The organism is Nocardia sp. NPDC058058 (genome assembly GCF_042885355.1).
Lineage (GTDB): Bacteria > Actinomycetota > Actinomycetes > Mycobacteriales > Mycobacteriaceae > Nocardia.
The window spans coordinates 607577-630954 of the sequence record NZ_JBHVSA010000003.1 but is presented as its reverse complement, the minus strand read 5'-3'; the positions used below and the strand labels follow the sequence as shown (position 1 = coordinate 630954).

Annotated in this window: 22 protein-coding genes; 9 read left to right on the top strand and 13 right to left on the bottom strand. The window is 64.8% G+C overall.

Annotation, left to right across the window (positions count from 1 at the left end; genetic code table 11):
- Positions 1-73 precede the first annotated feature (73 nt).
- On the top strand, positions 74-1291 hold the full coding sequence (thrS, locus tag ACFVUS_RS26465; RefSeq protein ID WP_387771823.1) for a threonine--tRNA ligase: 1218 nt from the start codon (positions 74-76) through the stop codon (positions 1289-1291).
- Positions 1292-1309: 18 nt separating this feature from the next.
- On the opposite strand, the gene ACFVUS_RS26460 is transcribed toward thrS, so the two are convergent.
- The 4 genes from ACFVUS_RS26460 to ACFVUS_RS26445 all read right to left on the bottom strand — a co-directional run bounded on the left by ACFVUS_RS26460 (position 1310) and on the right by ACFVUS_RS26445 (position 3219).
- Entirely contained in the window at positions 1310-1987 is a 678-nt protein-coding gene (locus ACFVUS_RS26460) for an HNH endonuclease family protein (protein WP_387771820.1), read from the bottom strand.
- A gap of 152 nt (positions 1988-2139) precedes the next feature.
- On the bottom strand, positions 2140-2445 hold the full coding sequence (locus ACFVUS_RS26455) for a transcriptional regulator (RefSeq protein ID WP_387771817.1): 306 nt from the start codon (positions 2443-2445) through the stop codon (positions 2140-2142).
- Complete coding sequence (locus ACFVUS_RS26450; RefSeq protein ID WP_387771814.1) at positions 2433-2882, bottom strand: hypothetical protein; 450 nt, start codon at positions 2880-2882, stop codon at positions 2433-2435. Before ACFVUS_RS26450 ends, ACFVUS_RS26455 begins: the two co-directional genes overlap by 13 nt.
- Before the next feature lie 187 nt (positions 2883-3069).
- Positions 3070-3219, bottom strand: a complete 150-nt coding sequence (locus ACFVUS_RS26445) for a hypothetical protein (protein ID WP_387774768.1) — start codon at positions 3217-3219, stop codon at positions 3070-3072.
- On the opposite strand from ACFVUS_RS26445, the gene ACFVUS_RS26440 reads away from it, so the two are divergent.
- The 3 genes from ACFVUS_RS26440 to ACFVUS_RS26430 all read left to right on the top strand — a co-directional run bounded on the left by ACFVUS_RS26440 (position 3175) and on the right by ACFVUS_RS26430 (position 5465).
- Positions 3175-3756: an HAD family hydrolase gene (locus tag ACFVUS_RS26440; RefSeq protein WP_387774705.1), complete on the top strand. Its 582-nt coding sequence runs from the start codon at positions 3175-3177 to the stop codon at positions 3754-3756. The two genes, ACFVUS_RS26445 and ACFVUS_RS26440, sit on opposite strands and share 45 nt — an antisense overlap.
- A 517-nt stretch (positions 3757-4273) precedes the next feature.
- Positions 4274-4666 (top strand): hypothetical protein, encoded by a 393-nt coding sequence (locus tag ACFVUS_RS26435; protein WP_387771811.1) that lies wholly within the window; start codon positions 4274-4276, stop codon positions 4664-4666.
- Positions 4667-4685: 19 nt separating this feature from the next.
- Positions 4686-5465, top strand: coding sequence for a class I SAM-dependent methyltransferase (locus ACFVUS_RS26430; protein WP_387771808.1), 780 nt, complete (start codon positions 4686-4688; stop codon positions 5463-5465).
- 19 nt (positions 5466-5484) lie between these two features.
- Here ACFVUS_RS26430 and zomB read toward each other — a convergent pair whose 3' ends face one another.
- The 4 genes from zomB to ACFVUS_RS26410 all read right to left on the bottom strand — a co-directional run bounded on the left by zomB (position 5485) and on the right by ACFVUS_RS26410 (position 11996).
- Positions 5485-7371 (bottom strand): flagellar motor control protein ZomB, encoded by a 1887-nt coding sequence (gene zomB, locus ACFVUS_RS26425; protein WP_387774702.1) that lies wholly within the window; start codon positions 7369-7371, stop codon positions 5485-5487.
- Positions 7372-7867: 496 nt separating this feature from the next.
- Positions 7868-9013 (bottom strand): low temperature requirement protein A, encoded by a 1146-nt coding sequence (locus ACFVUS_RS26420; protein ID WP_387771805.1) that lies wholly within the window; start codon positions 9011-9013, stop codon positions 7868-7870.
- A 133-nt stretch (positions 9014-9146) separates the two neighbouring features.
- Positions 9147-11438, bottom strand: coding sequence for an MMPL family transporter (locus ACFVUS_RS26415; RefSeq protein WP_387771802.1), 2292 nt, complete (start codon positions 11436-11438; stop codon positions 9147-9149).
- A gap of 72 nt (positions 11439-11510) precedes the next feature.
- The gene (locus ACFVUS_RS26410; RefSeq protein WP_387771799.1) at positions 11511-11996 is read right to left on the bottom strand and encodes a hypothetical protein; all 486 of its coding nucleotides are present in this window, start codon (positions 11994-11996) and stop codon (positions 11511-11513) included.
- 111 nt (positions 11997-12107) lie between these two features.
- On the opposite strand from ACFVUS_RS26410, the gene ACFVUS_RS26405 reads away from it, so the two are divergent.
- Positions 12108-13061, top strand: a complete 954-nt coding sequence (locus tag ACFVUS_RS26405; protein ID WP_387771797.1) for an endonuclease/exonuclease/phosphatase family protein — start codon at positions 12108-12110, stop codon at positions 13059-13061.
- Positions 13062-13067: 6 nt separating this feature from the next.
- Here ACFVUS_RS26405 and ACFVUS_RS26400 read toward each other — a convergent pair whose 3' ends face one another.
- Positions 13068-13379, bottom strand: a complete 312-nt coding sequence (locus ACFVUS_RS26400; RefSeq protein ID WP_387771795.1) for a hypothetical protein — start codon at positions 13377-13379, stop codon at positions 13068-13070.
- An 86-nt stretch (positions 13380-13465) separates the two neighbouring features.
- Positions 13466-14083: a TetR/AcrR family transcriptional regulator gene (locus ACFVUS_RS26395; RefSeq protein WP_387771793.1), complete on the bottom strand. Its 618-nt coding sequence runs from the start codon at positions 14081-14083 to the stop codon at positions 13466-13468.
- A gap of 108 nt (positions 14084-14191) precedes the next feature.
- Here ACFVUS_RS26395 and ACFVUS_RS26390 point away from each other — a divergent pair, with 108 nt between their 5' ends.
- The 3 genes from ACFVUS_RS26390 to ACFVUS_RS26380 all read left to right on the top strand — a co-directional run bounded on the left by ACFVUS_RS26390 (position 14192) and on the right by ACFVUS_RS26380 (position 18765).
- A complete protein-coding gene (locus ACFVUS_RS26390; RefSeq protein WP_387771791.1) occupies positions 14192-15253 on the top strand; it encodes a hypothetical protein in 1062 nt (353 codons plus the stop codon).
- 242 nt (positions 15254-15495) lie between these two features.
- Positions 15496-17835, top strand: a complete 2340-nt coding sequence (locus ACFVUS_RS26385) for an arylsulfatase (RefSeq protein ID WP_387771789.1) — start codon at positions 15496-15498, stop codon at positions 17833-17835.
- A gap of 9 nt (positions 17836-17844) precedes the next feature.
- Positions 17845-18765, top strand: a complete 921-nt coding sequence (locus ACFVUS_RS26380) for a formylglycine-generating enzyme family protein (protein ID WP_387771787.1) — start codon at positions 17845-17847, stop codon at positions 18763-18765.
- Between the two features lie 53 nt (positions 18766-18818).
- Here ACFVUS_RS26380 and ACFVUS_RS26375 read toward each other — a convergent pair whose 3' ends face one another.
- Genes ACFVUS_RS26375 through ACFVUS_RS26365 form a run of 3 tightly spaced genes read right to left on the bottom strand, consistent with a single transcriptional unit; the run spans position 18819 to position 22195 of the window.
- Positions 18819-19562 (bottom strand): succinate dehydrogenase/fumarate reductase iron-sulfur subunit, encoded by a 744-nt coding sequence (locus tag ACFVUS_RS26375; RefSeq protein ID WP_387771785.1) that lies wholly within the window; start codon positions 19560-19562, stop codon positions 18819-18821.
- 12 nt (positions 19563-19574) lie between these two features.
- Entirely contained in the window at positions 19575-21509 is a 1935-nt protein-coding gene (locus ACFVUS_RS26370; protein ID WP_387771783.1) for a fumarate reductase/succinate dehydrogenase flavoprotein subunit, read from the bottom strand.
- Between the two features lie 2 nt (positions 21510-21511).
- The gene (locus tag ACFVUS_RS26365) at positions 21512-22195 is read right to left on the bottom strand and encodes a succinate dehydrogenase cytochrome b subunit (protein WP_387774699.1); all 684 of its coding nucleotides are present in this window, start codon (positions 22193-22195) and stop codon (positions 21512-21514) included.
- Positions 22196-22401: 206 nt separating this feature from the next.
- On the opposite strand from ACFVUS_RS26365, the gene ACFVUS_RS26360 reads away from it, so the two are divergent.
- A complete protein-coding gene (locus tag ACFVUS_RS26360) occupies positions 22402-23364 on the top strand; it encodes a LysR family transcriptional regulator (protein ID WP_387771781.1) in 963 nt (320 codons plus the stop codon).
- The last annotated feature ends 14 nt before the right edge of the window (positions 23365-23378 follow it).

Sequence of the window (23378 nt, the reverse complement as noted above, 5' to 3'; positions counted from 1 at the left end):
TGATCAAAGCCCCGGGCGGATGCCCGGGGCTTTCGCATGTGGTCATCCGCCTTCTACCGGAAGGAAGACGCACATGTACGACCATCGGAAACTGGGCCGGGAACTCGGCTTGTTCGACACCGACCCACTGATCGGGGCCGGGCTCCCGTATTGGCTGCCCGACGGAGCGATTGTGCGGCACAGTCTCGAGGAATACATCCGCACCGTCGAACGGCGGGCGGGTTATCAGCACGTCTATTCGCCCGTGCTCGGCAAGCGTGAACTGTACGAAATCTCCGGTCACTGGGCACATTACGACGAGGACATGTATCCGCCGATGGACGTCGGCGGTGAGCAGATGGTGTTGCGGCCCAGCCTGTGTCCGCATCACGCGGTGATGTACCGGTCCCGTTCGCACAGTTACCGCGAGCTGCCGCTGCGCATGGCCGAGCTCGGCGCTATGTATCGCTCCGAATTATCCGGCGTGCTGGGCGGTTTGACCCGGGTGCGCTGCATCCAGCTCAATGACGCGCACATCTTCTGCACCCTGGATCAGGTCGCCGACGAGGCCGCTGCCGCACTCACACTGATCGGTTCCGCCTATGCGGCGATGGGAATCACCGGTGCCCGCTATCGGCTCTCGCTCCCGGGGCCGGGCGGGAAATATGTTGCGGCGCCGGAGATGTGGCAGCGTGCGAGCAAGATTCTGAGCGAGGTGCTCGACCGCTCCGGCGTGCCCTACGAGGCCGTTCCGGGTGAAGCGGCCTTCTACGGCCCGAAGATCGACATCCAGGTCAGTGATCACGCCGGGCGGGAATCGACCCTGTCCACCGTGCAGGTCGACTTCCATCAACCCGAGCGCTTCGACCTGCACTACATCGGCGCGGACGGTGCCAAGCATCGCCCGGTCATGGTGCACCGCAGCATTATCGGCAGCGTCGAACGCGCCGTCGCACACCTGATCGAACACCACGGCGGAGCATTCCCGGCTTGGCTGGCCCCAGTTCAGATCGCGGTACTGCCCGTCTCCGAGGCCCAGGAGTCGGCCGCCGCCGAACTCCGCGACCGATGCCTGAACTCGGATTTGCGCGTCGAGGTGGTGACCGCCGACGCGGGGAGTCTGGCGGCGCGAGTACGCCAAACCCGCCTTGTGCCATACCAATTCATCATCGGCGCGGCCGAGGTCGTCAACGGGGAGGTGGCGATCCGCCTGCGCGACGGCCGCCGCCTGCCCGCCCAATCCGTCGATGATGCCCTCACCCGGGTCCGAGCCCGGATCCAGGCCCACGACATCACCTTGTGGACCGACTGAGTGCGCCTCCCGGCCCGGTCAGCAACTCTTCAGAACGCCCTCGATCGCGTCGTGCTCGGCCTGCGTCACCCACAGTCCGTACAGCGTCTTCACCTGTACCTGATGCTCGACATAGGTGCAGCGAAAGGAGGTTTGGGGCGGTAGCCAGGTAGCCGCGTCCCGGTCGCCCTTGGACTCATTGGTCGGCCCGTCCACGGCTATCAGATTGCGTGGGTCGTTGGCCAGATCGCGGCGCTTGTCCGCGCTGAGCTTCGCCGCACCGGACTGCCACGCATCGGCGAGCGCAACCATGTGATCGATCTGCACCGCACTGCTTTTCGGCCCGCGATCGAAGTTGATGGTCTTGCCGGTGTACGGGTCTTTCAGCGTTCCCGTCTCCACCTGGCATCCGCTGGCGGGTTTCACCTTGGTGAGATCCCGCCGCAGAATGTCATCGCGGGTATTGCAGTCGTTGCGCCCACCCGGCGCGTCATTCTCATCGGTCCACGCCTGACCGAACTGATCCCGCGAATACCCGGTCATGGGCGCGCTCTCCTTGATCGGCAGCTTCGCCAGCGCCTTGATCGCGTCGCCCGCCGATAGCGTCCCCTCCTGTCCCCCAGCGGTATTGGGCCCCATCGGCGGCGTGGTGGACTTGCACGCGCACAGCAGAAACAGGGCCGCGAGCACACTCGCGGCAAGCCTGGTCGTTCTCATCTGGCATTCCTCGAAAGCAGTGAAAATCACTGCCGGATAGAGCTTTCAACACATGGATGCCAGTGAGGTGCACCCCTGGCGGCTGCCAAGTATGCAGTACCTCAACGAAGTTCGCTCTGTGGAACGACGGAGGTCGGTGGGTTCGATGGCTGTCAGGTATGGGTGCCCGCTGCGCCCGCTTTGCGCGTCAGTTCGGTCAGGGCCGCGAGGTGGGCGTGATACGCGGTGCGGCCCTTGTGGGTAAGGGCAAGCCAGGTCTTCGGTTTACGGCCGTCGTAGCCCTTGGTGACCTTGATGTATCCGGCGGATTCGAGCAGTGTCATCGACTTTGACAGTGTCGACTTGTTCAGTTCGCACAGCTCGGTGATGACCAGGAATTCGGCCTCGGCGCACCCGTCGAGGAATGCCACGAGCTTGAGCCGGGGCAGCGAGGCGAATAGCTCGTTCAGTTGATCCACGGCATGGTCCGGGGCCGTGCCTGCGTCATCCAAATCCATCCACCCGCAATCACTCCGGCCACTCCGCACAGCAATCCATACCAGGCCGGAAACGCGAGACCAAGCATAGGCACCGACGGCGCGAGCACCACAACGACCAGCAACAGCTTCCACTCCGACACCGGAGCCGGGACAAGCCCGCGATCCCGCCGCACCTTGCCCAACCAGCGTGAAACCATCAAAGCCGCTGCGATAGAAGTGGTTCCGGCAATCCACGCGATCCAGCTGAACCCACTGATGAAGTCCGCCTCCGCCGCACACAACAGCGCGACACCCAGCCCTGCCAGCACACCTGCGGCGACAGGTCCCCAGGTAGGCAGTTCAGCGGCCTCGTGCGCCTGGCGAGTGGTCGCCGCGGCAATTTCCAGCGCCTGCTCCGGCGTGTGCATGTCGTGCATACCCTGACCGTACATCAACTGGTTTCCATTCGGCAACCAGTTTCCCGAGCAGACCGAAGCCGGATCCATTCGGTGCGAGACGGCCCTCCTGAGGCGGAACGAAGTTTGGATGTCCGGCGACCCAGCCCATGACGCGGTCACGGATCTTCTTTGACATGAATCCAACACGGCATCATGTAGTGGATCGTCACTCGCGCGCGAAGCGCTTACGACGGCCGATCAGCTGGGCAATTTCGAGGAGATAGCCATGACTGCAAGCGGATTCGACGCTGTACTTTGCGATGTCGATGGTGTGCTGCGGATTTGGCCATCGGCCGATCGGATCGAACGCGGTCACGACCTTCCGCGGGGCACTCTGGCTGCGGTGGCGTTTGCCCCGGATCGCTTGCGTCCGGCCATTACCGGGGAGATCACCGATGAACAGTGGCGTTCGGCTATCGCTGCCGAGATTGCGGAGCGGTGTGGATCGCAGTCACGTGCACTGGGTGCGGTGGCCGAATGGTCGAGACTCGAGCCACATGTCGATCATGAGGTTGTCACACTGCTGAGGCAGGTGCGCGCGGTCGTGCCCCTCGCACTGGTCTCGAATGGGACCACACGGCTGGAGCACGACTTGGCTCGGCAGGGGTTGAGCGAGCTCGCGGACGTCGTAATCAATACCGCCCGTATCGGTTACATCAAGCCGGATCACGCGGTGTACCGGATCGCCAGTGAGCGAATCGGAGTTCCCGCGCACCGCTGTCTGTTCATCGACGATTCCGAAGCCAATGTCATCGCGGCTCGTGAACTCGGCATGATCGGCGTCCACTATCGCCAAATCGATGACCTGCGCACCGCCCTCGCCGGGTTGCCCGCGCCGACCCGGGCCGTCTGAGAGCGGATATTCGGTGGAATTGATTGCGGGGTCGCCGTATACCTGACTGGCACGATGAAGGTCGGTAGGGAGTTGGAGGTGGCGTAATGACGTTGAGCCGCAAGGGATCACGACCTATTACGGTTGATGGTGTCGATTATCGGTGGAGGTTGCGCGGGCGTGGGACCTATAACCAGGCGATGGGGTGGTCGCCGTGTGTTTATGCGGTTGCTCGGCCGGGGCGGGGTGGGACGACGCTGTTGGTGACCACGGATCGTCCGCATCCGAGTGCGTGGAGTGCGGCGGAGGTTCGGCCGGTGTTGCCCGGTGAGGTTGCCGATAACATTCGGGAGGCGCTCGCGCGGGGGTGGCGGCCGGATGCGAGTGGGAGTCAGTTTCGGCTCGAGCTGTCCGGTGATGGTGTGGTGGGAGACTGATCGAGGTCGAGTAGCGCCGTTGCCGCGGATGTCGTAATTTTGGGCGGCGTTATTTCTGCTCGATCGGGGGATGTGTGTTCGGTCCGTACGTAATTCTGTTGGTGCTCAGTGGGATTGTGCTGGTCGGGCTGGCGTTCGCCGCATCCGGTCTGGCGTTGGTGCGGCGAGTTCTGAACGGGCTCATCGGAGTTGGCTTCATCGGGTACGCGATCTACCTCGGAGCGGTTTTCGAAGGCGGTCAGTACACGGTCTTCTGGGGAGTGTTCATCCTGCCGGTGACCATGCTGATCGATTCGGTGCGCACGATGGATGAGATCACCGATGACGCCGCTCGTCGCCGGGCCGCCATCCGGGCGCAGGGGCGCGAACGAGCCGCGACCCCGCACCGAACCTCCGGCACACGGGAGCGAATGGCGGCACGAAAGGCTGCCGAACTCGATGCCATTCGCGCCAAACGCGCCGGAGCGGCCGAACAGGGCGAGACGATCGGCTGAGGCTCGGTAGCGTGGCCGCATGCACCAGGATGGGCGGCACGTCCTTGCCTCGTCGTTCGGCGCTGCCGCGGCTGATTACGCCGCGCATCGGCCGGACTATGCGCCTGCCGCGGTGAACTGGGCGCTGGAAAACGCGCCGGGCCCGCGAGTGCTTGATCTCGGGGCGGGAACCGGCAAGCTGGCCGGGACATTGGTTGCCATGGGCGTCGATGTTGTTGCGGTTGAGCCTGATTCGGCGATGCTGGCCGAGTTGCGGCAAGCGCTGCCGGGCGTCCGGGCGTTCGCGGGGAGTGCCGAGGCGATACCGCTGCCGGATGGGTCCGTCGATGCCGTGGTGGCCGGCAATGCGTTGCATTGGTTCGATATGGATGCGGCGGGGCCGGAGATCGCCCGGGTGCTGACGCCCGGGGGAGTCTTCGCCGGGTTGTGGAATGTCATGGATGACGAGGTTGAGTGGGTCGCCGAGTTGGCCCGAGTCGCGGGAAGCGCGGCCATCGGAGTGCGTGACACAGTGAGTAGTTGGCGTGAATCCACTGCGGCACTGCACCTTCCCGTCGCGAGCGCACTCACTCGATTCGGATCGGCCGAGCAATCCGAGTTCGCGCACGGGCAGCGTCGCACCGCCGAATCCCTTGCCGCGACGCTCGGGACACGGGCGGGGGTGCTGGTTATGCCCGATCTGGAGCGCGAAACCCTGCTCGCACGGGTTCGGTCCTTCCTGCTGAGCAACCCCGCGACGGCGGGCGGCGAGTTCACCCTTCCACTGCTGACCGGAGTCCTCCGTACTCGACGGCTTTGACGCTGGCACCGAGGCGATGTCACAGCTGGCAGCGGTCCAATTCCTGTTCGGGAACGCGATCGATGCGGTACGACGCGTAGTCGAGCGCGTACACGATATTGCGCAGGAAGCGGTCCGAGGTCAGGGGCGCACGGGCGGAGGCCAGCAGGTCTTCGGTTCGAGGGCAGGTCAGGGCCGTTTCGATCCGACTGACCCAGCCCTCGTCGAGATACCAGGGCAGTCGGGGATGATGCGTAGCCATACCGGAATCGACTACGGCCCAGTCGGAATCGAGATTCTTGTCGTGACCGATGCGGGCATTGGGGAAACGGAAGGTATGCGCTGCCAAGGGATATGACAGCCCGACGGGGTCAAGGACGCGGACCGACAAGGGCATGTTCATGCTGATCATGCCCAGATTCACATAGAAGACGGTTTGGGGCACAACCGAATTCGGAGCTCGCGGCGGGACCACGTACCAGGTGGAGAAGGACGGCGTGTTGATGAGTAAGCCACCGGCCGGAGCCGCCCCGAGATCGATGATCATGGGCCGGAGCCGAGGATAGTCGAGATAGTCCTCGGCCCGGATCGGGTGCGCGCGACCGGTGCTCTGGATGTAGTAGTGCCGCTCGTCGGCGATACCGGTGGGGGTGATCCCGTTGGGTGTGGTGATGGCAGTGACGCCGGTGGCGAGCAATGCGCAGCCCGCAACTGCGGCGAACGATGCCACGCGAGTCAGTTGCAGGAGCGGGTTCCGCTGTGCGGCAACGGAGGTGAGCGGCAACATCATGACGGGAAGTAGTACGCAGAACAGCGGTGGTAGCAGCATGCGGCCGTGCATGAAATCACCGCCCACCCGCACCTGGTAAATGGTCAGCAAGGCGGCGGCGCTCAGCATCAGTGCCACGACGGCCGACGGGGTTCCCAGCCACACTCTGAATCGGCGAATACGCTGGCGCGGAGTGTCTTTCGAGCGATTGGCCAGCCAGGACCGATATTCGAACCTGTATGCCCGCACCGTGGCCAGCGCTGTCAGCGCCAGGATTGCCAGTGGTACCCACAGCCAATACGGCCCGATCATGTTCCACAGGTAGATCAACCCCTGCCGCCATTTCGCACCGCTGGCATCCTTGGCGACGGCCGTGTTCGGGTACGGCAACCCGTAATAGCCCATCCGCCAGATCTGGTAGCCGATTGGCACCAGACCGGCGATCACGGAGGCCAGCACTCGAAATTTCCACGGGCGCAGTCCGTTAGCCCGCACGGGCCCACAGACGATCATGAGCAATGCGGGCCCGCCGACCAACACCATCTCCGGTCGAATCAGCGGTGCCAGCCCAGCGAAGAAGCACAGCCCGAAAACATCCGCGCGGCGCATACTTCGAGCACGACTCCAGCGGATCATCCACCACCACAGCACCGCCAGCCAGCAGATCGTCAGGCCGGATTCGAGCCCGGAGGTGGCATAGTCGCGCGCCGGGGGCACCGCGATATAGACGAGAGCCCCTGCCGGAAGCAGCAATTGGGTACCGCGACCCCACAGCCGCGAAGCGCCCAGCATGGCGAAGACGATCGCTGTGACCGAGAGCGTCAGTGCGATACCGAGCACCACGTACTCGAGCCGCGCCTGCGTCAGCCAGCTGAAGAACCAGATCAGATACGTCCACGCGGTACTGGTGTTGACCTCGACCCGCTCACCCGCGTTGAACACGGGTCCATTGCCCGCCAGCAAATTGCGCACCGTACGCAGCACGGTCAAGCCGTCATCCGCGATCCAGCGGCGCTCCCAGGCGCCGACGGCGAAAGTCGCCGCGGTGAGCAGGATTCCACTCACAAGCACCGGTCTAGCCAGTCGCGAGGGAAGTGTCGCCCGCTGCGGCTGCTCTTCCGCGAAGGAAATGTCCGAAGCCGCGGTCGAAGCGGTCAGCGTCACCTTCCCGACTCGCACGCCGACCCGCCGAGTGGCGGTCGGCTCCCCGGTGCGGGCCGTCCGGAAAAGCAGCTCATGACTATCCCCTCAACTGGTACGGGCGAACCATATCTCGCGGTTCGGCGAATCCCCAGCCACCAAAATCGGGGTCATCACTCCGTAAGGCACACCAATGCCGACGCCATGGCCCCGGCCGATTGGCTGGCTTCCAGCTCGCACTCGATAGCTGTTGCGGCGTAGTTCATTCCGACACTGCGCAGGTGTGCTATTCGACTGCGCACGGTGTCGATCCCGTAGGAACGCACTACCTCGGCGATCCCGATCCGGCAGGACTCGGCTCCGAATCCCGCAGTGGCATAGCTGATTTCCATCACCACCCCCAATGGGAACCCTGCCGATTCCCATGCCGAGCCTAGCGTGCTGCAAGTACATCTGCACATGCAGAACTCGGCTTTGTGACACGTAATAGCCTGTGGCACAGCCGAGTTCTGGATCAGGAGCGCACGGGCAGGCGAACCAGCGCCAGTGGCCGGTTCGTCGAGACGACCCAGTGCTCATAGCCGTTCAATGCGGCGATCATCGCGGTCACGATGATCAGCGTCACGATGCCGGGCAACAGCGTCCCCACCGCGGCGACGACGAAAAGCGCCAGCGCGGTGACGGTCCGCCCGACCGTGGGCGCGCCGAACATGCGCCAGCGGGTGAAGCAGAATCCGAGCACGAACAGCGCCGCCCCGAGCGCGAGCAGATGCGCGTTGACGCCGTGCGCGATCTCGGTGGGATGTTCGACCACCGCACGCGCGCCCACCGACACCAGCACCAGGCCGACCACCAGCAGCATGTGCCCGTAGCTGAGCACGTCCCGAACCACCGTCGCGCGAATCACATTGGTGCGCAGTGAATGTTCGATGGCGGCGAATCCGTAGGCGAAGTACAGCCACCACAGTCCGCAGCCGAGCGCGAACGTCAGCACGATGGCGATCCAGGCAGATATCCCGAGATGGGACTCCGCGGCTTGATTACCCACCGAGGCAACCGATTCGCCGAGCGCGATGATCACGAACAGCGCGAATCGCTCCGGCAGATGGGTCGCGCCGAACTGCACGCCCTGTAGCGCCCGCGACCGCACGGCCGGACCCGCGAAGGCCAGCAGCACCGCCGCGATCCAGATTCCGTTGCGCACACCGCCGTCCGGCACGAATGCCGCGATTACCAGCAGCACCGCGCTGATCACGGTCACCGCGTACGGGTTCAACACCGTATCGAAGGCCTTCTTGCGGCGCATCGCACTCCACAGCAGCAGCCGCAGCGCCAGATGCGCGCCCGCGAAGATCAGCGGCGTCGCGCGTCCGGTGAACGCGTGCGGCGCCGTGATCGCCATGACGAACATGCACAGTCCGGCCGCGAACAGGAAGAACCGCTGCCGATCGGTGTCCTCCACACCGTGCACCGCGAGCGTGACGCCCACCCACGACCACCACATCACGGCCAGCAGCAGTACTGCCTGCCCCACCGCGCCCCAATTCGGATGCCCGACGGGTAGATGCGCTGCCTGGGTCACCGCGAATACCAGCACCAGATCGAAGAACAATTCAGCCCAACTGGCCCGGTCATGCGCCTCGTGCAGAGGTTCGGTCAACGTAAATCCTTGTCTAGCGGTCGATCGAAAGCGTCCCACTGTAACCGCGCAACGTTGCCGAAATTCCCGGGCCACCGCGGTGCCCATCGGGAACCGCGGTGCGCAGTGTTGTCCGATATGTCCGAAAGACTGCCTACCTGGATGAGGTCGACGCTGTGGCGGTAGTCGGATCGGCCACGAGCTGACCGATCTCGGGATCCCGGTCCGGCACCGCCGATTCGCCGAGACCGATTCGCCGATGCCAGCGGGCCAGCGGACGCGGCGCCCACCAATTGGCGCGCCCGAGCAGGGTCATGAAGGCCGGGACCAACAGCGTGCGAATGAGGAACGCGTCTACGAGTACGCCGATGGTCAGGCCGAAACCCAAGGCGCGCATGAACGAGACCTGGCCCGCGCACATGGCGGCGAAAACGATGATCATGATGGTGGCCGCCGCGGTGACCAGTCGACCGGTATGAGCCATGCCGAGGGCCACCGAGCGCTCGTTATCGGCGGCGGTGCGCGGCGAGGCGAGCCATTCCTCCCTGATGCGCGCCAGCACGAACAGTTCGTAATCCACGGCCAGCGCGTACGCGACGCAGGCCAGGAACGGCGGGTTGATCGGATTCACCGCACCGGTCGCGGTCGTGCCCAGCGCCTCGAGGTGACCGTCCTGGAAAATCCACACCAGCGCGCCGAGTCCCGCCCCGAGCGATAGCAGGTTCAGCAGAAACGCTTTGATCGGCAGCACCACACTGCCCGTCATGGCGAACATCAGGATCAGGGTGATCACCGCGACCAGGAGCAACACCACCGGGATTTTGCCGGTGACGCCACGGGTGTTGTCGATATCGCGCTGGGCGAGCCCGGTGAAGAGCGCCGGTGCGGGTTGGGCGACTCGCTTCAGTTCGGCTAGCTGTTGTTTTCCGTTGTCGCTGAGCGGATCTCGGTTGGTGGAGACGGTCAGATAGGCGGCATGACCTTTGATCGCCGAGCCGAATGTCGCGGCTCCGACCGAACGGCCCTGTGTGTAAAGGCCATTGGGGCCAGCGACCGTGGTCACGCCGTCGACATCGGACAACGCGGCGGCATATCGCGCGATCTCGCCCGGCCCGGTGACGCCGCCGGGGATCACAATGACCACCTGCCCGGCGAGATTCTGCTGCGGAAAATCAGCGCGCAATACATCGCCGGTCTGCCGCACCGATGTGGAGGCCTGCAGCGCACGGTCATCCGGAAATCCCAGTTTGATACCCAGCAGCGGTGCGGCCATCACCGCGAGCACGCCGCCGACGACGAGAACCACCGCGATGGGTCGTCGAGTGGCGAAATGCGCTGCCCGATACCAGAACCGCTGCTCCGGCGGCACGAATCGCGTTGGGGGCCTGCGGAACCACCGACGCACCGGCGTGCGCAGATCGAACGCGTCCAGTCGCGAACCCAGCAGCACCAGCAGCGCGGGTGCGATCAGCAATGCGCCGAACAGCGCGAACCCGATGGCGATCGCGCCGCCGAATCCCATGGACCGCAACATATATTGCGGGAACACCGTCAGCACCAGGAAGACCGACCCCATGATCAGCGCCGAGAAGGTCACGGTGCGTCCGGCGGTCGCCATGGTGATCGCCAGTGCTCGTTGCGGTGATCGCCCGGCGCGGGTTTCCTCGCGGAAACGGCTCACCATGAGCAGCGTGTAATCCACCGCCATCGCGAGTCCGCACGCGGTGGCCACATTGATGGCGAAACTCGAGACCCCGGTGAACCAGTGCAGCGTCCACAGGGTCGCGGTGGTTCCGGCGATGGCGAAGAACGCCACCAGCAGCGGGATGACGGACGCCACCGCGCTGCCGAAGATCCACACCAGGGCAAGGAAAGTCAGCGGTATCGCGATGGCTTCCAGCAGCAGCAGATCGCTGTGGGTCTGCTGCTGCATCCGACTGAAAACCATGGCCTGTCCGCCCGCGGTGACGGTCACGCCATCCCATGTGCCGAGCAGGGGTTGGACCAGTTCGCGAGCTCGCGCGGGTGCGTCCACGTCATCGCCGACGACCTGTGCGGCGACCAATCCGGTGCGATGGTCCCGGCTCAATAGCGGCCCGCTCAGTTGCGCGGGTGTCGTCCAATACGAGATCGGCTGCCGCACATAGGGTGATCCCTGTAGCGCGGCGAGGATCTCCTTCCCGCGTGCGGTGGCCGCGGGGCTGTCCGCGCCCGCGTCGGTGCTCACCGTCAGCACGAGCGGTTCGCCGCCGGCCGAGAAGATCCCCTCCAAAAGCTGCTCGGCCCTTGTCGATTCGGCCCCGGGCTCATTGAAGAAGCCACCGGCCGCCAGTTTCCAGGTGGCCGGTGCGGCGTACACACCCGCGAGCACCAGGAACAGCACTGCCGCGGCGACAATGCGGCGCGGTGATCGTTGTGCGATGTCGGTCAATCGTGTCAGGAACATGTGTCGTGCCCTCTTCCCCGTGAGGTCAGCTCTGTATGTCGTTGCGGGGCAGCGGAATCCGCCGCCGATTGCTCAGGCGCAGATCGGTGAGGTCTGCTGCAGACTGGCCGCCAGGCCGCACGCCCAGGTGCGTTCGAGTTTCCAGCGCCCGTCCTCGGCGACGATCGGTACCTGGGCCGGACTGGTCTGGCCCGAAAAGCTCAGCGTGGCATCGGCATTGGCGGTGCCGTTGCAGTAGTCGGTGACGTTGTCGATGACGACCGCGAAGTTGGCCTGCTGTAGCGCGGGCAGCATGCGATTGAAGAGTCCCGGATCACCGACCGCACCTTGGATCAGGTCGACCTTGTCGGTATTGGGGACATTCGGGTCCAGACCTTTGGTCAGCAGGCCGTTGAGTAGATCGACAGTGGGGGACGCGGGGTATTTGCCGTGCTGTGTGCAGTCGGCGGTGGTCGTGGCAGCCGCTTTGGCGGGTGCGGTGTCCTGGTTTTCGCAACCGGCGAGAAGTACGGCGGCGGCGCAGGCCAGCAGTGGAATTGCGGTGGATGCAGGTCGCATGGGGTTTCCTCGGTGCGATCGAAGATTCACAGACTCTGAGTCTGAACCATACTTCGAGTCGCTCACATGTCAATAGTCGGTCGCGCAGCCGTGTGATTGTCTATTGCGGTGGTGTCGAAGTGGGTGGGGATCAGTGCGGGCGCGGTCGGATGGGCCGCGACGCTGACCGGAATTGCCGGGATCGGTCTGCATTTCAGCAGTTCGGAAGCCCGGGCGGTGGTTCTCGCGGCTTCGGGCGCGCCCTATTTGATGGGTGCCGCGCTCGTGGGAACGGTGGCGTTCGCCGCCACGCGACGGTGGATCGGCGCGAGCGTGGCGGGCATTGTCGTGGCCGGTGCGGTGTGGACTCAAGCTCCGCTGTACTTCGGCCGGTCGGGCGGCGGGGACGGGCCGGAGGTGATGGTGATGCAGTCGAATCTGCTCTTCGACGGAGCCGATCCCACCGCCGTGGTCGAACGGGTTCGGGCGCGAAATATCGCTGTGCTCACCGTCAATGAGCTCACACCGGCCGCGGTGGCGGGGCTGGGCCGGGCGGGACTCGACGAGGTACTGCCGTACCGGTACCTCTCGCCCGGGCGGACCGCGACCGGGACCGGGATCTGGAGTCGATATCCGTTGTCGGACACCGTCGAATACGACGGGTTCGTGCTGAATCAGCTATCGGCGACCGCGAATATCCCTGGCGCGGGACCGGTTTCGATCTACGTGTTCCATCCGGTGCCGCCGGTGTACGGCACTCGGGTGTGGGCGGACGAATTGTCGAGGCTGCGTGGGATTCTCGCGCAGGCCCCGGCGGATCGGCCGGTGATAGCGGCCGGGGATTTCAACGCGACCTACGATCACGCGCAGTTCCGCGCACTGCTGTCGGAGCGGTTCGGCGATGCCACGGAACAGGCGGGTGCGGGGCACCTGGTCACCTATCCCACCGATAAACGCTGGCCCGCGCTGGTCGGGATCGACCACATTCTCATTGCGCGGGCGAGCGCGCTCACCGTCGAGACGGTGAGTCTGCCTGGCGCGGACCATCGTTCATTGGTCGCGCGAATCCGCCTCGATCGTTCGTAATCCGATTCAGCGTCGCTGGAACAGGCAGAACGCTTCGGAAGAGGCAGCGGCCGAGCCGGTGCCGCCGGTCTGGCAGGGACGGTTGGCATCCCGGGTTTCCAGGTACAGCGCGTAGTAGTAGTCCCCGGTCGCCGAATTCGGTGATGTGGCGCTGCATCGGTAGCCGAGCACCTCGCCGCGTACCTGAGTCTTCCCGGCGTACTCGCATGCGGCACGGGTGGCGAAGGTCCCGCCATCGATGGTGCGGGCCTCGGCGGTGCCGATGGCGAAACCGGTGAGCGCGATACCGGCCAGGGCGAGGGTGATGACCCTGTTCACAGCGTATTTCCTTCCGTTCCAGCCTGATTCGGCAATGTTGTCGCCGATCGGCCGAACGTTATCAATGGAAATGTCCGATTCACAAGCTAGGGCTGAGGCTGCGCGCGCAATCCCCTGAGCATGGTGAACGTGACGAGTTCGACGTCCGCGGTGAGCTGTTCGGGATGTTCGGCGAGGGCGACCGTCATCGACGCCTCGGCCAACAGTCGGAAGACCAGCTGTGCGGCGACATCGGTATTCACCGCCCGCAATTCACCGACCCGCGCGAGTTCGGTCAGCATGCCCTCGATCAACGGCATGGCGATGGTGGCGTCGAGCTCGCGGGTGCGTTCGGAGCCGAGCACGCTGGTGGCCTGCCGCAGCAGTGCGCGGGTGTCCGGATCGGCGGCATAGCAGGAGATGGCCTTTTGCGCGGCCGCCTCGGCGCGATCCCAGGGCGCGAGGTCGGGCGCGGCGGCGGCCTTGGCGACCTCGACCATCACGATCCGCTCGGCCTCCAGGTACACCTCGGCGAAGACCTGCTGTTTGTCCTGGAAGTGGTGATAGACCGCGCCCTTGCTGAGCTGGGATTCGCGCGCGATGTCATCGACCGAGGTCGTGTCGAATCCGCGTTCCACGAAGAGCTTGCGGGCCGCGTCGAGGATCGCGGTCCTGGTCAGCGCGGCGTACATATCGCGGCGACTGCCGCCCTTGACCTCACTCACGGTTGGTAATCATACTGAACAGACTCAGAGTCGGTCTGCGACTTACAGTCGGTCACCGGCGTGGAGAAGGTTCGGAAACTTCCGAATCCGAGGGATAGGGGAAACGCGATGAACACTCGAACAGTGCTGGTGATCGGCGCGGACGGCGTCCTGGGCGGGACCGTCGCAGCGGCCTACGGCCACGCGGGGTGGCAGGTGCTGCGGGGGACACGCAGATACCGGGGCGACCCGGATTCGGTACCCGTCGACCTGTCCCGCCCCGAAACCATCGGCCCCGCCCTCGCGGCAGCTGATCTCACCATCAACACGGTCGCCGACGCAGACCTACGCGCCGAGCAATGGGCCCTCGAACACGGCCACCGGATCCTCAATATGGCCACGGTCCCGGTCAACTCGGCCCGCCGACTCCGAATCCGAGCCGCCCAGAGCACATCTCGCGGCACGGTGCTCCTCAACGCCGGGCTCGCACCGGGGGTAACCAATCTGGTCATCGCCGACATGCTCGCGCGTCACCCGGAGTCGGACACCGTCGATTTCGTAATGTGCCTCCCCGCCAGCGGCATGGCCGGCCGCGCGGGCGTGCACTTCGTGCACGAGAACCTCACCACCATCGGCCACCACGGCGTCTACAACAAACGGTCCCCCCGCCACGACACCCGGACCGTCCCCCTACCGCCGCCGATGGGCAACAAGAAATGCTTCGGCTTCGCCGAACGCGACCGTGCCTGGCTCCTCGATACCGCCGGCGGCCGCACCATCCGAACATTCGCCTACATAGACCGCCCCCACCTCCACCACCTGGTCATCGCCCTCAACCCGCTGGGCCTGCTCCCCGACGTCCCCGAAATGCCCTTCCGCATTGGGCGACAATCCATCTCACCTCAACCCAGTGCGGAACCGATCCTGCACTGGATCGCAACCTCACGCCGGGGAACCCAACTCGAAGCCCGCACGGTCGAATGCACCGGCGGCTACGCCCATGCCGCCCAAGCCGCCGTGATCTTCGGTGACGCTCTCACTCGAACGTCGGCCACGGGCTGCTTCAACCCCGAGGAACTCTGCACGCTGAGATCCATGAATCCCCAGCTGGATTCGGCCGGGATCAAGGTCATCGACGCCGCCGATCGGGCTCGTCCGCTCGCGCGTCGCGAATTCACCCCCCGGGGGTGAGGTAGGTGTCCGGGTCGGATTCGTAGCGTCGGGTCCAAGAGATCGAATTGGTCGACGGTGCGGGTTTCGAGAGGACGTTGATGAGAGGCGATGCCGACACGGACGGTGGTTTCCAGAAGCCGCGGATGTCACGACGTAGGTTGTTCGGTGCGGGGGCGGCCCTGGCGGGGGTTGGGGTCGCGGGCGCCGCGGTGGGGTCGCAGTTGAGTGGTCGGTCCGGTTCGCCTGCCGAGGAGACGACGATGACGCCGAAGTTCGGTGGGAAGATCGCTCATGATGTGCGGGATTCGGTGCCGGATTGGGGGCCGTTCATCGAGCCGAGGGCGGCGGAGGGGTCGCCCAATGTGCTCTATGTCGTGTGGGATGACATGGGGTTCGGGTCGTGGGATCTTTACGGCGGGGAAATCGAGATGCCGAATATGCGGCGGATCGCGGAGCGGGGGGTGCAGTTCACGCAGTTTCATACGACCGCGCTGTGTTCGCCCACGCGTGCGGCACTGCTGACCGGGCGCAATGCGACCAGCAATGGGATGGCTGTGATCGGGGAGATCTCCGATGGCTTTCCGAACATGTCGTGCTATATCCCGCCGGAGAACGGGTTCATCTCCGAGGTGTTGCGTGAGCGCGGGTACAACACCATGGCGATCGGGAAATGGCATTTATCGCCCGCCTCGGAGATGTCGATGGGTGCGGCCAAGCGGACCTGGCCGCTGGGGCGCGGATTCGATCGGTTCTACGGGTTTCTGGGCGGGCTGACCGATCAGTGGTATCCGGACCTCTGGTACGACAACCATCAGATCGATCCGCCCGCCGCACCGGAGCAGGGGTATCACCTGTCCGCGGACTTGGCCGATCATGCCATCGAATTCCTCGCCGATTCGCTGGCGACGGCTCCGCATAAGCCGTGGATGATGTATTTCTGCCCGGGCGCGTGTCATGCCCCGCATCATGTGTTCCGGGAATGGGCCGACAAGTACAGGGGCGTGTTCGACGACGGGTATGAGCACTATCGCGAACGAGTCCTGCTGCGGCAGCAGGAACTCGGGCTGCTGCCCGCGGATACCGTGCTGCCCGATATCAATCCGCTCGCGCACGCCACCAGTGCCGAGGGATTGGGTTGGCCCGCATCGGATTTGGTCACCGCGTGGGACGCGCTGAGTGAGGGGGAGCAGCGGCTGTTCGCCCGGCAGGCCGAGGTGTTCGCCGGGTACGCCTCCTATACCGATCAGCAGGTCGGGCGACTACTCGACTATCTGGAGCAGACCGGGCAACTCGACAATACGATCATCGTCGCCATGTCGGACAACGGCAGCTCCGCCGAGGGCGGCCCGCAGGGGTCGGTGAACGCCAATCGCTGGTACAACCAGATTCCCGAGAACCTCGATGAAAACCTGTCCAAGCTCGACGAACTCGGCAGCGAGGCCACCTATCCGCACTACAGCAACGGCTGGGCGATGGCGTTCAACACCCCGTTCAAGCTGTACAAGATGAACGCGGCCTGGGAAGGCGGCACCGCCGACCCGCTGCTGATCTCTTGGCCCGCCGGGCTTTCGGTGCGAGGAGTGAAGTGCGACAACTACATTCACGCCATCGATATCGTGCCCACCCTGTACGAGCTGATGGGAATCCCCGCGCCGGACTCCGTGCGCATGGTGAAACAGACCCCGCTCGAGGGCGTGTCGATGGCGACGGTGCTGCGCAACCCGGAAGCTGTGTCGCCCAAGCACACCCAGTTCTATTCGATGATGGGCACCCGGGCGATGTGGCGGGATGGCTGGCAGGCCAACACCGTGCATGCTCCGGCCCCCAACGGGTGGGGACACTTCGATCAGGACACCTGGGTGCTGTATCACCTTGATACCGACCGCAATCAGATGCACGACCGGGCCGCCGCCGAACCACAACGCCTTGCCGAACTGGTCGCGCTGTGGGACGAGCAGGCCGGGCTCTACAAAGGCTATCCGCTCGATGACCGCACCGGTATGGAGATCGCCGATCTGGAGCGGCCTTCGGTCGCGGACAGCAACGGCCGCATCACGCTCTATCCGGGCGGTTCGGAGGTGCCCGAACGGGCATTCGTGATGATCGGACGCTCATTCGCCATCGCCGCGGATGTCACGATCGACAATATCGATTGTGCGGGAGTGATTTTCGCCGGTGGTGGCCGCTTCGGCGGGCATTCGCTGTTCGTCAAGGATCAGCGCCTGCATTACGTCTACAACTGGCTGGGCGAGCGCGAACAGCACCTCGTCTCCGATCGCACGCTGCCCCTCGGCGGCGTCACCCTCGGCGTCGATTTTCGCAAAACCGGTAGTGATGGACCCTCACCCACCGGTGACGCGCACCTGTACCTCAACGGTGAACGCGTGGGGGCATCGAACGTGACGATCCAGCCGTTCTTCTTCTCGCTGTCGGGCGAGGGCATGAATGTGGGTCGGGATCGCGGTCAGCCCGTATCCGCCGAATATCACTCACCTTTCGCGCTGTCCGGGGCTCGCATCGCCCGGGTGGAGGTGTACACCGCCGACGATATCTCCGTCGATCTGCAACGAGCCGCCGAAGGCGCCTACCTGCGGGACTGAAAGGATGCGATGACGAACGGTATTGCCCGCCAACGGCTCCGGAACATGGTCGAGGTACCCGGCGGTGAATTCGATATGGGTTCGGCGGATTTCTTTCCCGAGGAACGCCCCGTGCACCGAAAGCGTGTCGACCCGTTCTGGATCGACACTCACCCGGTCACCAACGCCGAGTTCCGCCGCTTCGTCAAGGACACCGGCTATCGCACCGTCGCCGAACGCCCCTTGGATCCCAATGATTTTCCCGGTGCCGATCCGGAAGGACTGGTGCCCGGCGCGCTGGTGTTCCAGCGCACCGCCGGGCCGGTCGACCTCGACGACTTCCGGCGCTGGTGGGCGTATGTCCCGGGGGCCGACTGGCGACATCCCCGGGGGCCGGGCAGCACGTTGGAGGGGCGCGAACGCCATCCGGTCACCCAGATAAGTTTCGAGGACGCGACGACCTACGCCGCGTGGGCGGGGAAATCGCTTCCCACCGAGGCCGAATGGGAATTCGCCGCCCGCGGTGGACTCGATCACGCCACCTACAGCTGGGGAGATGACTTCGCACCCAGGGATCGGCGCATGGCCAATACCTGGATCGGTGAATTTCCCTGGCAATTTCTGCCCGGTCGCGGCCAGTCCGATCAACCCGGCACCACGGCCGTCGGCACCTACCCGCCCAACGGCTATCGCCTGTCGGATATGACCGGCAATGTCTGGGAATGGACGACGGATCTGTTCGCCCCGCACAGCGCCGCCCGATCATGCTGTGCCCCAAGCAATCCCGCGACAATCGACGCGGGCGAGCGTTACCCGCGCCGAGTCGTCAAGGGCGGCTCCTACCTGTGCGCTCCCAATTACTGCCTGCGCTATCGCCCCGCCGCCCGTCAGGGTCAAACCGAGGACACTGCTACAGGCCACCTCGGATTCCGTTGTGTTGTACGGCCGTAGGCGCATCCAGGTCGGCTTGAAATGCGCGACCGGAAACGCCCCCGCCGGTGCGGTCAGTGCCCCTTCAGCGTCGCTCGCAGTAGATCCTTGTTGAGGCGCCCGATGACGTCCTGGGGAATCTCCTTCGGGCAGGCGAGGGTGCATTCACCGGTGTTGGTGCAGCCGCCGAACCCCAATTCGTCGTGGGTTTCCAGCATGTCGACCACGCGGGAGTACCGTTCGGGCTGGCCCTGGGGGAGCAGGCCGAGGTGGGTGATTTTCGCCGCGGTGAAGAGCATGGCCGAACCGTTGGGGCAGGCGGCCACGCAGGCGCCGCAGCCGATGCACTCGGCGGCTTGAAAGGCGTAGTCCGCGTCGGGTTTCGGGACGGGCACCGCATGGGCTTCGGGTGCGGTGCCGGTCGGCGCGGTGATGTAGCCGCCCGACTCGATGATGCGGTCGAAGGCCGAGCGGTCGACCACGAGATCCTTGACGACCGGAAAAGCCTTGGCCCGCCACGGTTCCACCGTGATGGTCTCCCCATCGGTGAACTTGCGCATATGCAGTTGGCATGTGGTGGTCGCCTTTTCGGGCCCGTGCGGTGTGCCGTCGATGACCAGCGAACACATCCCGCAGATGCCCTCGCGGCAATCGTGATCGAATGCGACCGGTTCCTCACCCTCGGCCGTGAGGTGCTCGTTGAGTACGTCCAGGGTCTCCAGAAACGAAGCGTCGGGCGAGATTTCGACCGGATAGTTGACCAGACGACCCTTGTCGCGGGGTCCGCGTTGCCGCCAGATGCGCAATGTCAGCTTCATGACCGATCCTGTCTACTTGTACGAACGGGTCGTCGGGTGCACGTATTCGAACTCCAGCGCCTCGCGATGCAATGTGGGCGGCGCATCCTCGCCACCCCATTCCCAGGCGGCGACGTAGGAGAACCGGTCGTCATCGCGTCGCGCCTCACCGTCCTCGGTCTGCGATTCGGCCCGGAAGTGTCCGCCCGCGGATTCGGTGCGGTGCAGTGCGTCGATCACCATGAGCTCGGCCAATTCCAGGAAGTCGGCCACTCGTCCTGCCCGCTCGAGCGACTGGTTGAGGTCGTCGCCGGAACCCGGCACATTGACCCGCTGCCAGAACTCCGCGCGCAGCGCTGGAATGAGCCCGAGCGCCTTGCACAGCCCTTCCTCGGTCCGCTCCATACCGCAGTGCTCCCACATGATGTGACCGAGTTCGCGGTGAAAGGAGTCGACCGTTCGATCGCCTTTGATCGACAGTAGCCGCTCGACCATCGCGCGAACCCTGTTCTCCGCCTTGCTGATTGCGGACTCGTCGACACCCCCGACGGGACCGCGCGCGAGATAGTCCCCGATGGCGGTCGGCAGCACGAAGTACCCGTCGGCCAGCCCCTGCATGAGTGCGGACGCACCGAGCCGATTCGCGCCGTGATCGGAGAAATTGGCCTCGCCGATCACGAACAGTCCGGGGATGTTCGAGCGCAGGTCGTAATCAACCCACAGTCCGCCCATCGTGTAGTGCACGGCCGGGTAGATCCGCATGGGCATCTGGTACGGATTCTCACCCGTGATCCGCTCGTACATCGTGAAGAGGTTGCCGTACTTGGCTTCTACCGCTTCTCGCCCGAGCCGCTCGATCGCATCGGCGAAATCGAGGTAGACACCGAGCCCGCCCGGCCCGACACCGCGCCCCTCATCGCAGACGTTCTTCGCCGCTCGCGAGGCGATATCGCGCGGCACGAGATTGCCGAACGCGGGATAGATGCGCTCCAAGTAATAATCGCGCTCATCCTCGGCGATATCGCCGGGTCTGCGTTGATCCCCGGCGCGCACCGGCACCCACACCCGGCCGTCGTTGCGCAGCGACTCCGACATCAGGGTCAGCTTGGATTGATGATCCCCCGACACCGGAATGCAGGTCGGATGTATTTGTGTGAAGCAGGGATTCGCGAAATACGCGCCGTGCTTATGCGCTCGCCAGGACGCGGTGACGTTGGAGCCCATGGCATTTGTCGACAGGAAGTAGACATTGCTGTATCCGCCCGAGGCCAGCACCACCGCATCACCGGTGTAGGACTTGATCTCTCCGCTGATCAGATCCCGCACCACCACCCCGCGCGCCACCCCGTCGGCCATGATCAGATCCAGCATTTCGTGCCGCGCGTGCAGTTCCACCGTGCCGAGGTCGACCTGGCGCAGTAGCGCCTGATACGCGCCCAGCAGCAACTGCTGACCGGTCTGCCCGCGCGCGTAGAAGGTGCGCGAAACCTGTGTGCCACCGAAGGATCGGTTGTCCAGCAGCCCGCCGTACTCCCGTGCGAACGGAACTCCCTGCGCCACACACTGATCGATGATCTGCGTCGAGATCTCCGCCAGCCGGTGCACATTCGACTCCCGGGACCGGTAGTCCCCGCCCTTGACCGTGTCGTAGAACAGGCGATGCACGCTGTCACCGTCATTGCGATAGTTCTTGGCCGCGTTGATACCGCCTTGCGCCGCAATGGAATGCGCGCGGCGCGGGGAATCCTGGAAGCAGAACTGAATGACGTGATAGCCCTGTTCGCCGAGTGTGGCTCCGGCTGAACCGCCGGCCAGGCCGGTGCCGATGATGATCACCGTCTTCTTCCGCTTGTTCGCGGGATTGACCAGCTTGGCCTCGAATTTTCGTGTGGTCCAACGGTCTTCGATCGGACCGGCCGGGACCGCGCCGTCGGTGATCGTCTCGCCCGCGCTGTAGAACTCGCTCATGATTACCTCACCCATCCGAACGTGACGGCGATCGGAACCGCCAGAAACCCCGCGACCAGCAGCACGGACAACGCCGCCGCGATCCGGTCGTACGCGGCATAGCTGCGACTGCTCGCCAGCCCCAATGTCTGGAAGGCACTGCGGATTCCGTGCCGAAGATGCAACCCGACCAGCATCACCGCCGCCGCGTAGAACGCCGTGATGTACCACCGCGACGGCTCGAAGTCGGCGACGACCTTGGCGAACGGCGTCGCATCGGCGCCTTCGGGATTCACCGCGCCCGCTGTGAGATCCAGCAGATGCCAGATCAGGAACAGCACGATGATCACCCCGCCGTACCGCATGGTGTGCACCGCGTACCCGCTGGCATGCGATTTCTTCTTGGCCGCGTACTTCACCGGCCGCGCCTGCCGAGCCGTGCGGGCCAGGCTCACCGCCGACCACATGTGCAGGATCACGCTCGCACCGAGCATGACCTCCATGGCCGAGAGCAGCCACCTGCGCGGCAGCAATGGTTCACCTAGCGTGCGCAGCCATTCCGCGTAGTGATTGAAATCGGATGCCCCCAAAAAGACCTTGAGATTCCCCGCCATGTGGGCGATGAGGAACAGCACGAGCATGCCGCCCGTCACCGCCATTACGGCCTTCTTGCCCACCGTCGAGCGGTAGAGCGCCGGTATTGCCATAGCCACCAGCGAAAAGTACGTCCGGCCAGTTCAGGCGGTCCAAGTCCGCGTTGCTCTGATCTCGATGGCCGCAGTCTATGAACCGAGCTGCGACGCCAATTACTACGCGCTGTAGCGGAATTTCGGGTGAGGGCTTTCACACGCCCGGGATGATCCTGGTCTCTCGGAATCGAAAACCCGAAGTCGGTAGTCCTAGGCTATCGAGTGTGCAGTTGCAGCAGTTGTCGTATTTCCTGGCGGTAGCCCAGACCAGGCATTTCACTCGGGCGGCCGAGGTGCTGGGCGTCGCGCAGCCCTCACTGTCCAAGCAGATTCGAGTGCTCGAAGACGAGCTGGGCGCACCGCTGTTCAGCCGCGCCAGAGGCAATATCACCCTGACCCCGGCGGGTGAGGCGCTGCTGCCCCTTGCCAACCGCATCCTTGCCGATGTGGACACCGCGCGACTCGAGGTGCAGGAACTGGCCGGTTTGCGCCGCGGCCGGGTCCGGCTGGGAGCCACGCCGTCGCTGTGCTCCGGCCTGCTCGCCGATATCCTGCGCCGCTTCCACGACGCCTATCCCGGCATCCGGCTCATTGTGGAGGAGAGCGGATCCCGCGACCTGGTACGCGATTTGACCAAGGGCGCACTCGATCTGGCGCTGGTGATTCTGCCGCTGGCCGATGACACCCCGCTGGTCACCAGCCCGATCCTGCGGGACAACCTGGTGGTGGCCGCACGGGCGAATGACCAGTCGCTGCCGGTCCGATCCCGCATGCGAATCGAGGACCTGAAAGACCGGCCGCTGGTCATGTTCCGCGAAGGCTACGACCTGCGTGAAGCGACCATCGCGGCCTGCCGCCAAGCCGGATTCGAACCGCGTTTCGCGGTCGAGGGCGGCGAGATGGACGCGGTCCTGCGATTCGTGGAGGTGGGACTCGGGGTGGCGGTGGTTCCCAGTACGGTGCTGGCCGGACGGCCGGGTCTGCGCGGTACGCCATTGTCGTTGTACGACAGCGGAAGTGGGCGCAGCCTGCATCGAACGGTCGCACTCGCGCATCGCAAGGATGTCGCCCCCACGCACGCCGCGACCGCGTTCCGCGCGACCCTGGAAGGGTTCCTCATCGACGCCGCCGCAGACGGCACCCTGCCGACCGGCGTCGAGTCACTGCTCACGGCCGGCAAGCATTGACGGCACCTACCCGA